The sequence below is a fragment of the Actinophytocola sp. genome, from assembly GCF_036402745.1.
Taxonomy (GTDB): domain Bacteria; phylum Actinomycetota; class Actinomycetes; order Mycobacteriales; family Pseudonocardiaceae; genus Actinophytocola.
In genome coordinates, this window is the sequence record NZ_DASWSJ010000060.1 from 1 (window position 1) to 13,041 (window position 13,041).

Consider the following 13,041-nt stretch of genomic DNA (forward strand, 5'->3'; position numbering starts at 1 on the left):
CGATGTCGTCGTAGCCGGCACTGCCGGCCGTTCCGTCGGCCATGATGCCGATTCCTTTGGACTGGACCCGCGCCGAGCGATCGTCGAGCTGAGTGACCACGATGTTGGTGACGTGATGGCCGACCGGGTTGGCATCGCCCAATGCGAGCGCGGCCTCACGCATGACCGCGGTCCCGTGCAACGAGCCGAGGCCGAAGTCGTCCAGGTCATAGGTGACATCTGGGGTGAACAGCTCACCCGCTTGGTCCAGGCTGCCCGCGTCCGTGAGGTGGCCGTGGAGATTGATCAGGTCGTTGATGTCGACTCGGTCTTGTTCCGTCAGCGCCATCGGGGTGGCCCTCCATGATCTGGGTGCGCCATGCCAGTAAGATGAGGCATGGTCCGGTTAGGGCCACGGTAGCGGACTATGTCCCCGGTTAGCAAGGGTGTGGTGATTGCACTGGCAGGCCACGAATCGCGGTCGCGTGCCGGGCGTCCGAGGCGTGCGGACGCCCGACGTAACTACGGGCAGTTGGTCGAGCAGGCGGAAATCGCGTTCGCCGAGTTCGGCGTGGACGCCTCCTTGGACGAGATCGCGCGGCGGGCAGGGGTGGCCAGCGGGACGCTGTATCGGCATTTCCCCACCCGGCTGGATCTCATAGAGGCGGTGCTCGCCGACCAGATAGCCGAGTTGGTCGAACTTGGTCGCGGGCTGCTGACGGTCGAGGACGAGTTCGACGCGTTGTCCACCTGGTTGCGTGCCGCGCTCATGCATGGCCTGACCTATCGAGGTCTGTCGGCCGCGGTGATGAACTCGGCGCTCGACCGCGGGAATGGCCTGGTGTCGACCTGGCATGCGGAGCTGTTCGAGGTGGGTGGCGCGTTGCTGGCGCGGGCGCGGCAATCAGGCATGGTCGTCGCCGATGCGGACGAAGCGGATGTGCTGAAGATGGTCGGCGCTATCGCCTGGGCCGCCCAGGACACGCCGGACAGCTCCGCTCAGGCCGACCGCCTGCTCGCCCTCCTCATGAACGGACTACGTCACGGTGGCGTCCAGCGATGACCGGGCGAGTCGATCCGCGTGCACGGCAGTCGGCCTGGTGCTGGTTGGAACTCGACGTGGTTGGGGCAAGATGTGGCCATGACCGTGACCGCACGCCTGGACCTCGCCATAGTGGATGCGGCGGACATCGAGGAGGTCGGTTCGTTCTATGCCGAGCTGACCGGGTGGGAGGTCGTCCGGCAGGATTCGGACCGGTTCGGCGTCCGCACTCCGGACGGCCAGGAGGTCGAGTTCCAGCGCGCACCAGACCACGTGGCGCCGCGGTGGCCCGGGCAGGAGCAGCCGCAGCAGTTCCACCTCGACCTGCAGGTCGACGATCCGCAGGCGGCGGCCGGACGGGCGGTGGCCCTGGGCGCGACCCGGCTGGCCGACGGGCCGACGTGGATCACGCTGACCGACCCGGCCGGTCACCCGTTCGACCTGTGCCAGGCCGACCACGTCGGTGCGGTGATGCGCCTGTTCGCGGTGGCGATCGACGCCCCCGACGCGTCGGCCCTGGCCCGCTTCTACGCCGACCTCACCGGCATGGAGGTCACCTACGACGGCCCCGAAGGTGCGCTCATCACCGCGGGTGGCAGGAACGTGATGTTCCAGCAGATCAGCGAGTACAACCCGCCGCGCTGGCCGGATCCGGCGCATCCGCAGCAGGCCCACCTCGACCTGCAGGTCGACGACCTCGACACCGGTGAGGCGCGGGCACTGGAGCTGGGCGCGTCCCGCCTGAACGCGGGCGGCGAGCGCTTCAGGGTCTTCGCCGACCCGGCCGGTCATCCGTTCTGCCTGGTCCGGTAGCGCAACGGGTGAGCGCGCCGCCGTTCCGCGTCGCCGTCCTGGGGCAGACGTTGACCCGGCGGCGTGACAACTTGACGAAGGTTGCCACATTGGTGGTCCGGTTGGCCTAAGGTTCGGCTTCGTGAAGCTCAGGTCGCGGGCCGTTGTCATCGCCGTTGTCGCGGTTGTGCTGGTGTTGGTCGCCGGGGCGGTCTTCGTCTACCCCGCCTGGTCGGCTCGGCAGGGGCAGGACGCCCGGTGGGTGGTGGCCAACAGCGCGACGGAAGTCCTCGACTACGACGCGAACCGGCTGCTGGTCACCGGCGGCTACGAGGCGTGGGTCCTCGACCGTGCCACCGGCGACACCAAACGGTCGTGGTTCGCCGGCGCCGACTCGCGGGCGGCGCTCGTGCCCGGCGGCGTCGTGATCAGCAGTGACACCGGCAAGCTGGCGGTGTCGATGGGCGGTGGCGGGCAGGACTGGCAGAAGGACCAGGCCAAGGAGAAGTACACGCTGGTCGCCGTCCGCGGCAACGTCGTGGTCGCCGCCGTAAAGCTCGAGGACAGCATGAGCCTCACCGGTTTCGCGCTCGCCGACGGCGCGCAGGTGTGGACGATCCCGAACCTCTACCGGGTCGGGTTCGTCGACCCGGAGACCGAGCCGATGCGACCGCCGGGCGCACTGCGCACCACCACGGTCATCCCGGTGCGGGACAACGACGGCTGGCGTCTGGTCGCGGCCGCGACCGGCGCGGTGCTGACCCGGACCCCGGACGTGCCGGTCGTCGCGGGGGACGTCGCCGTGTCCGCGACAGGGGTGCCGTGTGCGGACCTGACGCTCATCGGCGCGCCGAACCCCACGGTGACCTGGCCCGGCGGCGCGCCGGACGCCGAATGCACGCCGGTCTGGGCGATCGACGACCAGCGGATCCTGCTGATCGCGCCGCGCACCGGACCGAAACTGGTCGGCGGCGACCAGGCCATGCGCCTGTTCAGCCTCGCGCTCGCCACCGGGCGGGTGACCGAGCTGGACTGGCGGGGCGCCTATGTGGACCTCACCACCTCCTGGGCCGCGAAGGACATCGCCCGTTCCTGGGGCCGGTACCTCTTCACCCGCGGCGCCGTGTACGACACGACCACCGGCAAGCCGCGCTGGCGCACCGACGCGGCGTGGCTCGCCGGCGACACCGCCGTGACCACCGCCGCAGTGTCCGGTGTGGACCGGCTCGCCCCTGGCGTGACCGGCGAGTCCCGCGAAGTGCGCCTCGCCGACGCCGCGACCGGCGAACCCGCCGGCGACAGCTTCGTCACCGGCGGCCCGGTCGACAACGCGGCCGTCCTGGACCACGGTCAGGCACTGGTGTTCGCCGGCGACGAGGTGGCCCTGCTGTCCCGTTAGCTGAACGGGTTCCGTGGTCGGTCTCGGTCCGCGCGGATCTGGTCTCCGCGCTCCGGGTCCCGTCGCGGTGCGAGTCGCTGGGCGAGCACGGCCCGCGGTTCCAGCGCACGGCCCCGATGGTCTCGGTGACCACGCGCAGCGTGTTTGGGTCGCGGAATGCACGCCACCGTCGGCGCGGGTTCGCTGAGCCCGGGAACACAGGTCGGACCTTGCGCCGGACGCGTCAGCCGCGCAGCTGGGCCGCCTGTGCGCGTAGCTCGGCGTGTATTCCGCGGTACGCGGGGTCGGTGGGCAGCAGCGACTTGGGGATCTTGCTGGTGACGGTGTAGATCGGGTTGCACACCTGCGCCACGGGGGTGAGGGCGGCCTGGGCGACGAGTTGGTAGGCGTCCATGCGGTCGATGTGGCACAGCTCGGACAGCCAACCCGTCATGTCCACCTGGGCCACCCGGTACGCGTTCTCCAACGGACGGGCCGCGCCGACGGACATCAGGTACGTGTCGGACTCCAGACGTGGCCACGGGGTCGCCATCCCGGGAATCAGCTCCACGATGACCACCGTGTTCATGGCGACCTCGACACCGGTGCCGCATGCCTCGCCCTCGCCTTGGCGGGCGTGCCCGTCACCGAGGGAGAACAACGCGCCTTCGACGTTGACGCCGAAGTAGGCGGTCACTCCCGCCCGCATCTCCGGGGTGTCGAGGTTGCCGCCGTGCATGTCGGGCACCAGCGCGGAGCGGGCCTCGAGGGCGGCGGGGGCCACGCCGACCGTGCCGTGCATGGGATCCATCGGGAGCTCGAGGGTCAGGTCCGCGCTCTTTGCGTGGTAGGTGACCGTGCGCTTCGCGTTGTCCAGCTCGTAGAGCCACACGAGTTCCGGCAACGCCTCCTGCAGGGTCGCGGTGTGGGCGTCCGAGGTCAGTGCCCCGAAGAACGGCACAGTCGTCGCCGCCCCGACGTCACGGGCCGGCTCGATCGACACGAAGTGCAGCGCGAGCGTGTCGCCCGGCCTGGCGCCGTCCACATAGAACGGTCCGGTTTGTGGGTTGAGGAACGGGAAGTCGCACACCACCGACACCAGGTCCCGCTCGGTGCGTACCTTGCCGGCGAAGCAGTCCTCGGTCCACAGCGAGAGTGCGTCACCGGGCTTGACCTTGCGTACCGGGGCCGCACCACCGAAGGTCCAGGCGAACTCGCCGGGGTCGGGCCGGTACTCGATGACCTTCACGCGTCCTCCCTGGACTCGATCGGCTCGTCCGACCCGGCAACAGGTGCGGTGGGTCCGGCCGGTTGGGACGTCGGGGTCCGGCCGGTCGACAACAGCACCGCCATGACGACGAGCCCGATCCCGAGCCATACCAACCCGACGGTCTGCGCGGCTACCTTCGCCTCGATCACGACGTAGCCGAGAATGGCTATCCCGCACAACGGAACCACCAGGTGCCGCAGGTAGTCCCGGCTGCGTCGGCGCACGAGGTAGTGCACGATCACCGACACGTGCAACAACAGGAACGCGGTCAACGCGCCGAAGTTCACCAGTGTGGTGAGCAGCGAGACACCGTTGTCGGCACGTGAGGTCATCCCGATGCCGACCGCGACCGAGATCGCCGCGACCACGAAGGTCGCGTGCTCGGGAACCCGGTGGCTGGGATGGACCTTCGCGAGGAAACCCGGCAGCTGGCGGTCCCGAGCCATCGAGTACAGCAGCCGGGACGTCGCCGCCTGGGCGACCAGCGCGTCGGCGAACCCCCAGGCCACCGCGGTCGTCACCGCGGTCAGGACGTACAGCCAGTGTCCGCCGGCGTGCTCGGCAGCGTCGTAGAAGGCGGTGCCTGACGTGTCGCCGTCGGTCAGCAGACGCTCCCGGTCGGGCACGAGGAGCGCGGCGACCCAGGTCTGCACGATGAACAGCACGGCCACGACCAGCAGCGACAGCACGGTCGCCCGCGCCACCTGGGTGCCGGCCTCCCGGTTCTCCTCGGACAGCGTGGAAATCGCGTCGAAGCCCAGGAAGCTCAGTGCTGCCAGCGAGACCGCGCTGAAGATCAGACCGACGGAGAACGTGCCGGAATCGAACAGCGGCGAGAGCGCGTCACCGGTGCTCTTGCCGCTGGCGAGGGCGACCACGCCGATCACCAGGAAGATCACCAGCACGATGAGCTCGAGAACGAGCATCACCCGGTTGGTTCGGGCCGTGAGCTCGATACCGAAGTAGTTGATGACCGTGTTCAGGACGATGAACCCGATCACCCAGACCACGACGGGGATGCCGGGCACGAACGCGTTCATCGCGATGCCGGAGATGATGTACAGCAGCGCGGGGATGAGGATGTAGTCCAGGAGGATCTGCCAGCCGGCGATGAACCCGAACGGAGGCGCGATGCCGCGTCCCGCGTATGCGTACACCGAACCGGCCAGCGGGAAGGCCTTGGACATCTGTGCGTAGGAGATCGCGGTGAACACCATGCCCACCGCGCCGACCGCGTATGCCAGCGCCACCATGCCGCCGGACACGTTGAAGACACTGCCGAAGATCCCGAACGGGGCGATCGGCACCATGAAGATCAGCCCGTAGATCAACAGGTCCCAGAACGAGAGCGAGCGCTTGAGCTCCTGCCGGTAGCCGAACCGCTCGACATCCTGGCTGGCGGCATCCTGGCTGGCGTTGTCCTGGCTGGCGACATCCTGGCCGGCGTTGTCCTTGCTGGCGTTCCGTTCGGACATGAGCCGCATTAGAGCACTACCCGCGACGCGACGAAAGCCCCGGAAAACCGGATGAAAAGGCCATCCAGGGCATCCGGTCGGGCGGACCCGCACGAACTCCACCCTCAGTCGCGGACACTTCCGGGGTGGTCTCCGCCGAGCCGGGCAGCGCGGATCTCGGCGGACGGGTCCGCCGCGGGCACCTCGCTCGTACTCGAACGAGGTGCCCGCGAGTGTCGGAAGGCCGGCCGATGCCGGTCAGCCGTAGGTGAGGCGACCCACCCGGTTACCCGTGAACTCGCCGAAGTAGATCTTGCCCGGGTGCTGGTTGTTGAGGTCGCAGGGCGCGGAGAGCGGGGTCGGTGTGGGGAACTCCCGCAACGTGTTGGTGCGGGGGTTGTACTGGCCGACCTTGTTGCCGGCGAAGACGAGGTTGCCTTCGGCGAAGTAGATGGTGCCGTCGGAGCCGATGCGCACCGGGCCGGGCATCGGGAGCGGGTTGCCGATGCTGATGGGCAGGGGGCCGGTGGTGCGCAGCGGAATGATCGGGATCTCGCGGACCGCACCCGTCGTGACGTTCAGGGTGCCGAGTTGCTGGCCGCCGGTGCCGGTCCACCAGACCGTGCCGTCCGCGGCGGTGGTCACGCCCTGGACCAGCGATGCGGGCGTGTGGACCGGGTACTCCCTGATCTCCTTGGTCGTGACGTCGATGGTGGCGATCTTGTTGCCGAGGAGTTCCGAGAACACCATCGTGTTGCCGGGGCCGGGTTGGATGATCAGTGGCACGGCGCCGGGGGTCGGCAGCGGGTAGCTGGTGAACTGCTTGGTGTCGATGTCGATGCGGCCGATCGCGTTGAGGCCGGCCATGGTGAACCACATGCCGCGGTCCTTGTTGCCGGACACGTCGATCGTGGCTCGGATACCCAGGGGCAGGTTGTCGAGCAGCGTTCCGGTGTACGGCATCGGGAAGCTCTCCATGCTGCCGTCCGCGGGGTCCAGGCGGACGATAGCGTTGCCAGCCACCTCGGAGAACCACAGGTGGCCGTCCGGGCCGAACTCCATGCCGCTCGGGATGCCGGCCGGGTTGGTGAGCGGGAACCTGGTCATCGCGCCTGTTGCCGGGTCGAGCCGGGTGATGGCGTTCCCGGCGATCTCCTCGACCCATGCGGTGCCGGTGGCGTCGAACTCGATCTCGCACGGGGTGGCCAGCGGGACGGTGGGCGGGTACTCGTAGATCGTCGGTTCTGCCGTGGCGTGCGGTGTGGCGACGGCAAGGCCGCCGACGGCGACCACGGTCATCATGCGGGCGGTCGCTCGCAGGAATCCTGATCGGACTCGCATCGGATGCTCCTTCGTTGGGGAACCCGGGCGCCGGTGGCCCGACGTGATGAACGATTGTCCGACTATATAGTCATCGACTAACTGTACGTCCATCAGATGGTTCTGAACCGATTTTCCCGTACCGAGGTTGCCTGTCTGGGCCATCTACAGATAGTCGAGTGCTTGACTATCTGCCTGCCATGCCGGTACAACCTGATGAGGACGACCTGCCGAGAAAGGCGCTCCGATGACGTACGCGCTAACCCTTGTGCCCGACCCGCCCCGGGACGTTGTCGCACCGGCGACGGCCCATGACATCGTTCTGTGGATCGCGGTGGCGCTCTTCGCCGTGTTCATCGTCTATGCCTTCGTCGAGTGGGCGCGCACCCGGCGGCCCGTGCTGCTGGCCGCCGCGATCGCCGGCCTGATCACCGCGCTGCAGGAGCCGTTCTGGGGCGTCCTCGGGCTGCTCAACTACCGCGAGGGCAACCTGATGTCCTTCGTGCTCTTCAACTTCCGCGGCGATCCACTGTGGTCGACCCTGCTGTACTCGCTGTACGCCGGTGGCAGCGCGTACCTGTTCTACAAGCTGGTGACCGCGGGCGCGACGCGGCGGCAGTTCTGGACCGGCGTCATCCTGATCTTCGTCTCCAACCTGGTCATCGAGATCCCCCTGACCGCCCTGCACCTGTACGACTACTACGGCAACCAGCCCTTCCAGTTCTACGCGGGCGGGTTCCCGCTGTGGTGGCTGTTCACCAACCTCGGCGGCATCGTCTCCGGCACGTTGCTCGCCAAGGCCGTGCAGCGGTTCGGTACCCGGGCGGCATGGCTCGCGATTCCGTTGGTGCCGTGTGCGTTCGGGGCGTGGGAGGTGTGGGCCGGCTGGCCGACGTTCTTCACGTTGAACCTGGGCGGAAACCTCCTCGCCACCCACCTTGGTGCCGTCGTCACGATCGCACTCAGTCTGTCCACCGTGGCGGCGGTGGCCTACCTGGCGCTGCCACGGTCGCAGGCGCGGGTGGAGAGTCCGGAAGGGACAACCTCCGCGGTGACGGTGTCATGAGGCGCGTTCTGGTCGTACTGGCGGCGATCGTGGTCTTCTCGTCGGGGATGGTTGCGTCGGCCACGGCCGACCAGGACCCCACTCAGGCGATCGCGGTGGCACTCGCCGACGGTGACGGTCGGCTGGCCGCTCAGCTGATCGCCGCGAGCGGGTTCGGCACGCAGCCGGACAAGCTCGGGCACACGATCTTCGTCGGTGGCAACCTCGCGGTCGCCGCGGGGAGTGGTGAGGCGTACCGCGACGCGGTCGCCTACGGCTTCACCCGCGGCGGCGTGAGCCTCGCGAACGCGACACTCACCTTCTCGGCCGCGGCGACCGAGGTGGTCGCCGCGGGGCTGACGCCGGAGCAGGCGCTGGTCGGTGGCACCACCGTGGTGCAGACCTACGAGGCGTACGCGATCTGCGTCCTCGGCTGTCCGAACTGAGTCCTGACACCGTCGCCGAGGCCGCCCTCGGCGACGGTGTCAGCTCAGGCCGTGGCGGGGTAGCGCCCCGCGGGTGATCACCGGGAGATGGCCGATCCCGGGGCGGCCGTCGACGGTGAGCAGGACCGGTTGCTCGCGGTGTCCCGGCGGTACGTCGACGCCGCCGGACCGCACACCTTCGGGTGGGAGGAACCGGTAGACGTCGTGCTCGGCCGCCTCGCCCCGCCACGCGCCGAGGCCCCGCCGGTCGTCGAACCCGCCGTCGTAGCCCGTGCCCGCATACGCCCACGCGTGGAGCAGCGGCTCGGCGCGGACCGCCAGCGTGGCGTCGGTGGCCAGCCGCACGTCGAGCCGGACCTGCGTGTACGCGCGGCTGTCCGGCGCGAAGTCGACCTGGGCGGTCACGTCCGTGACGGGGATCCGCACCCCGGTCGGCTCGACCAGCTCACCGTCCAGCACGAGCCGCGAGCCGTCGGCGGCCTCCCGGTACTGCAACACGAGGAACCGGCCGTCGAACTCGCCGAACAGCACCAGGTGCAGCATCGCGGCCCTCGGGGCGGTCGGCAGCTGCGTCCCGGTCGTCGGGTCGCCGTGCGACCGCTCGAAGCCGCCGACCCCGGGCCGCAACCCCCACGAGTGGTCGCGGGCGCCCCACCAGTCCCGCACCTCGACGCGGCCCGAACCGTGGTCGAGCCAGCCGTTCCACCGGCCGAGCTGGTCGTAGCGCGTCATGTCCTGGACGACACGGCCCGCGGGCGCGTCGAAGTGGTGGGCTTCCAGGTGCGGCGCCGTGGTCGACGTCCACTCCAGCTCCGCGGCCAGCGGCGACGCCACCGGCCGCAGCGACAGCTCGATGCGTTCGAACGGCTCGACGACGCGCACCTCGAGGTCACCGACCCGCAGACCGTCGACGTCGTCGTCGAGCGCGCGGGCGAACCGCACGTTGTGCTGGTGGTCGCCCTGCTGGATCGCGACGTACCCGTCGCAGCTGCCGGTGTTCTTGTAGAACGCGACGCCCGCGATGAGTCCGGCGGCGCCGGCGGGGTCCGCGCACGAGAGCCAGTACCGGTCGAAGAACCGGACGTCCGAGCTGGACGCGTGGCGCATCGGCCACGGGGTCTGGTGCAGCAGCGACTCGTCGGCGGCGGCGAGTGCGGGGTGGCGGTGGTTCACGCGGTACCTCCGAACGCGGTCTCCAGTGCGGAGTCGAGGAAACGGGTTCCCAGCAACAGCCCCGACACCCCGTCGGACAGTCGCGCCGGATCGAGCACGAACTTCGTGCGCAGCCGCAGGCAGCTGACCGCGCGCCACACGTCCTGCCACACCGTGAAGAACCGCAGTTCCTCCAGGTCGACCGGCACGCCGCCCGCGCCCAGGTACACGTCGAGGAACTCCTCCCACGGCAGCAGGGACTCGACGCTGGGGCGCACGTAGGCCAGATCCTCGGCCGGGCGGCCGCGATGCGACAGCTCCCAGTCCAGCAGCGCGCTCACCCGACCGTGATCGACGAGCAGGTTGTGGAAACCGACATCGCCGTGGACGAGCACGGCGGCCGTGCGCGGGGTCGGCATGTTCTCCCGCAACCACGACAGCAGCACGTGGTGCAGCGCGAGCCCGGGCGTGTCCGGCAGCGCGTCGGCCGCCTGGCGGACGATCTTCTCCCGCTCGTCCACCGCGGCGAGCAGCTCCGCGTCGGCCACCATCGCGGGGCGGGGTGTCGAGGCGAGCCCGGTGACGTCGAGCGCGTGCAGGCGACCGAGCAGGCTCGCCAGCTCCCGGGCGACGGCGGGGGTCGCGCCGTCGCCCGGGCCGGACACGGTGCCCACGGTGCGGCCCGGCATGCGGGTGGTGGCGAACAGCGGTCCGCCCAGCGTTGCGCCGTCCGGGTCCAGCCACAGTGGCCGGGCCACGGTGAGCCCGTGGCCGGCGACGAACCGGAGCACGTCGAACTCGCGCGCGAGCGAGTCGGCGACCCGGCCTGCGGCGACCTTGCGCAGCACGACCTCCTCGGTCCCGTTGGTGCCGTCGAGGGTGAGCAGGATGGTCTCCTTGGAGAAGCCCCCGGCGACAGGAGCCGCCGACACGAGTGCCCGGTCCTCGCCCCGCGAGCGGAGGTAGTCCGCGAGGGCGGCGGCAGAGGTGGCCGGGGTGCTCCCTGGGGCCGGGAGGTCCAGCCGGTCCTGCGGCGGCAGCCCGCCGAGTTCGCAGTCCCGCAGTGCCACCACGAACGCACGCAGTTCGTCCCCGGAGAGCGCGGCCGCATGCTCGGCCGGATCCGTCCCGGCCGGCAGCAGTTCCGCGCGCCGCGATCGCACGGCGTCGTCGAGGGCGGCGCGGTGCAGGAGATCGTCGGTGACGGCGAGCAACGCCGCCAGGTCGTCCGGGCGCCCGGGATCGAGTCCGGCGAGATGCGTGCGCGCCGCGCGGACGACCGCCGCGGCCGCGGACCCGGAACTGCCGGAAGGAACCACGCCACGCTGCATGGCGCCTACGCTAGTCGCAAAACCTCTAGTTATCGACTATTCATTTTGCGAGTGCTAGCGTGAGCCATCTCATCGTCGAGGAGGCCGGCATGGTCGACATCACGCGGCCGTGGGTCGTGGACACCCCGCTCAGCGCCAAGTACCCCATCTACACCCGGTCCAATGTGGCCGAAGTGACGCCGACACCCGCCACCCCGCTGATGTGGACCAGCATCGGGGGACTGCCAGGCGAGCGGGAGTGGCGGCACGCACTCGTCGAGTTCGGCGCGTTCGACCTCGACGAGTTCGACCCCGACAGGATCGAGATCCAGGGCCTCATCCACGGCTACATCTACCTGAACGTCTCGATCCAGCGCATCTTCGGCGTGCGGATGCCCGGCGCCACACCGGATCTCATCGACCAGACCTACTTCGGCAACCGCCAGGTGGTCCGGCCCTACGAACCGCGCCCCGGCGACGACGACCCGAGGTTCACCGAACGGATCGGTGCGTCCATCGGCAAGCTGGTCCAGGGCGACGGGGCAGCGGGCTTCGAGGACGACGTCGCCACCGCCGCGCGGGTCCGTGCCGAGCGACCGGACCTGCGAGCCGCGTCCGAGCAGGAGTTGCTCGCCCGGTTCAACGACGTGCTCGAAGGGCCGTACCGGCCGGTGGTGGGCAAGCACTACGCGCTGATCTACGAGTCCTCTGTGGCCACCGGCATGCTCGCGCAGGCACTCGCCCCACTCGAGGACAAGACCCTCGAGGTCCGCCTGATCAGCGGTCTCGGTGGCGTCGACTCGGCCACGCCGTCCTACGCGCTGTGGGACCTGTCCCGGCTCGTAACCGCCTCCGCCACGCTCACGGCCGAGTTCGACTCGGGCGTGCCGGGACTGCTGGACCGGCTGCGCAAACTGGACGCGCCCGACGTGCGCGAGTTCCTGGACCGCTTCGCGCGCTTCCAGCGCGAGTACGGCTCGCGCGGCACCGAGGAGTGGGAGATCTGCCCGCCCACCTGGGAGACGCACCCGGGACTGCCGCTCGCCATGGTCGACCGCATGCGGTTCCAGCCCGACGACGCCGACCCGAAGCCCCGTGCCAGGAAGCTGGCCGAGGAGCGGGTGGCGCTGGAGAAGGAGGTCCGTGCGCGGCTGTCCGGCTCGCCGGAGGCGCTCGGCGCGTTCGACACCGCGTCGCGGCTCGTGGCCCGGATCATGCCGACGCGCGAACGCAGCAAGACCAACGCCGTCCGGATGCTGCACGAGGCGCGGATGGCCGCGCAGGAGCTGGGCCGCCGGTACGCCGAGGCAGGGCACTTCGCGCGGCTCGACGACATCAGCATGGTCCGCCGCGACGAACTGGACGCGCTCGTCGCCGGCCCCGCGTCCTTCGCGCCGGTCGTGGCCGAACGGCGGGCCTGGTACGAGCGGCTGTGCGAGCTGGACCCGCCGTTCATCGTCGACGGCACGCCACCACCGGTCGAGACCTGGCCGGAGGCGAAGGAACCCGCGGTCGACGTCGCCCGCTCCGGGGACGTCCTGACCGGACTCGCCGCGTGCCCCGGCCGGGTCACCGGCCCCGCGCGTGTCCTGCATGACCCCGCCGACGCCGCCGAGCTGCAGCCAGGGGAGATCCTCGTCGCCCGGGTGACCGACCCCGGTTGGACACCGCTGTTCGTGTCGGCCGCGGGGGTGGTGGTGAGCGTGGGCGCAACGCTGTCACACGCCGCGATCGTCAGTCGCGAGCTGGGGATCCCGTGCGTGGTCGGCGTGCGGCACGCCAGCAAGCGGATCAAGGATGGCATGGTGCTCACGGTCGACGGCACGGCCGGTGTGGTCACCGTCGAGTGAGCG

At 70.0% G+C, this 13,041-nt stretch carries 12 protein-coding genes; 6 read left to right on the forward strand and 6 right to left on the reverse strand.

The genetic code is table 11. The features are described from left to right. Positions 1 to 328: nuclear transport factor 2 family protein (locus VGD70_RS06125; protein WP_331078989.1), on the reverse strand; the 328-nt coding region annotated here is incomplete at its 3' end. A gap of 183 nt (positions 329 to 511) precedes the next feature. On the opposite strand from VGD70_RS06125, the gene VGD70_RS06130 reads away from it, so the two are divergent. The 3 genes from VGD70_RS06130 to VGD70_RS06140 all read left to right on the forward strand — a co-directional run bounded on the left by VGD70_RS06130 (position 512) and on the right by VGD70_RS06140 (position 3,212). Further along, positions 512 to 1,042, forward strand: a complete 531-nt coding sequence (locus VGD70_RS06130) for a TetR/AcrR family transcriptional regulator (protein WP_331078991.1) — start codon at positions 512 to 514, stop codon at positions 1,040 to 1,042. Between the two features lie 78 nt (positions 1,043 to 1,120). Beyond that, positions 1,121 to 1,834 carry a VOC family protein gene (locus VGD70_RS06135; protein WP_331078993.1) on the forward strand — a complete coding sequence of 238 codons (714 nt, stop codon included), beginning with the start codon at positions 1,121 to 1,123 and terminating at the stop codon, positions 1,832 to 1,834. A 121-nt stretch (positions 1,835 to 1,955) separates the two neighbouring features. Next, positions 1,956 to 3,212, forward strand: a complete 1,257-nt coding sequence (locus VGD70_RS06140; protein WP_331078995.1) for a hypothetical protein — start codon at positions 1,956 to 1,958, stop codon at positions 3,210 to 3,212. A gap of 223 nt (positions 3,213 to 3,435) precedes the next feature. Here the strand turns inward: VGD70_RS06140 and VGD70_RS06145 are convergent, their stop codons facing one another. The 3 genes from VGD70_RS06145 to VGD70_RS06155 form a co-directional block, all read right to left on the reverse strand. Continuing rightward, the gene (locus VGD70_RS06145) at positions 3,436 to 4,440 is read right to left on the reverse strand and encodes an acetamidase/formamidase family protein (protein ID WP_331078997.1); all 1,005 of its coding nucleotides are present in this window, start codon (positions 4,438 to 4,440) and stop codon (positions 3,436 to 3,438) included. Then, a complete protein-coding gene (locus VGD70_RS06150; protein ID WP_331079000.1) occupies positions 4,437 to 5,936 on the reverse strand; it encodes an APC family permease in 1,500 nt (499 codons plus the stop codon). The genes VGD70_RS06145 and VGD70_RS06150 overlap by 4 nt, the downstream gene beginning before the upstream one ends. 237 nt (positions 5,937 to 6,173) lie before the next feature. Further along, positions 6,174 to 7,256 carry a virginiamycin B lyase family protein gene (locus VGD70_RS06155; protein WP_331079002.1) on the reverse strand — a complete coding sequence of 361 codons (1,083 nt, stop codon included), beginning with the start codon at positions 7,254 to 7,256 and terminating at the stop codon, positions 6,174 to 6,176. Between the two features lie 226 nt (positions 7,257 to 7,482). On the opposite strand from VGD70_RS06155, the gene VGD70_RS06160 reads away from it, so the two are divergent. Both VGD70_RS06160 and VGD70_RS06165 read left to right on the forward strand, forming a co-directional pair. Continuing rightward, complete coding sequence (locus VGD70_RS06160) at positions 7,483 to 8,301, forward strand: hypothetical protein (protein ID WP_331079004.1); 819 nt, start codon at positions 7,483 to 7,485, stop codon at positions 8,299 to 8,301. Next, positions 8,298 to 8,726, forward strand: coding sequence for a hypothetical protein (locus tag VGD70_RS06165; RefSeq protein ID WP_331079006.1), 429 nt, complete (start codon positions 8,298 to 8,300; stop codon positions 8,724 to 8,726). Before VGD70_RS06160 ends, VGD70_RS06165 begins: the two co-directional genes overlap by 4 nt. Positions 8,727 to 8,765: 39 nt before the next feature. Here VGD70_RS06165 and VGD70_RS06170 read toward each other — a convergent pair whose 3' ends face one another. Together VGD70_RS06170 and VGD70_RS06175 are read right to left on the reverse strand one after the other, a co-directional pair. Continuing rightward, entirely contained in the window at positions 8,766 to 9,899 is a 1,134-nt protein-coding gene (locus VGD70_RS06170; protein ID WP_331079007.1) for a hypothetical protein, read from the reverse strand. Next, positions 9,896 to 11,209, reverse strand: coding sequence for a phosphotransferase family protein (locus VGD70_RS06175; protein WP_331079009.1), 1,314 nt, complete (start codon positions 11,207 to 11,209; stop codon positions 9,896 to 9,898). Before VGD70_RS06175 ends, VGD70_RS06170 begins: the two co-directional genes overlap by 4 nt. A gap of 59 nt (positions 11,210 to 11,268) precedes the next feature. Here VGD70_RS06175 and VGD70_RS06180 point away from each other — a divergent pair, with 59 nt between their 5' ends. Beyond that, positions 11,269 to 13,038, forward strand: coding sequence for a PEP-utilizing enzyme (locus VGD70_RS06180; RefSeq protein ID WP_331079011.1), 1,770 nt, complete (start codon positions 11,269 to 11,271; stop codon positions 13,036 to 13,038). Positions 13,039 to 13,041 lie beyond the last annotated feature (3 nt).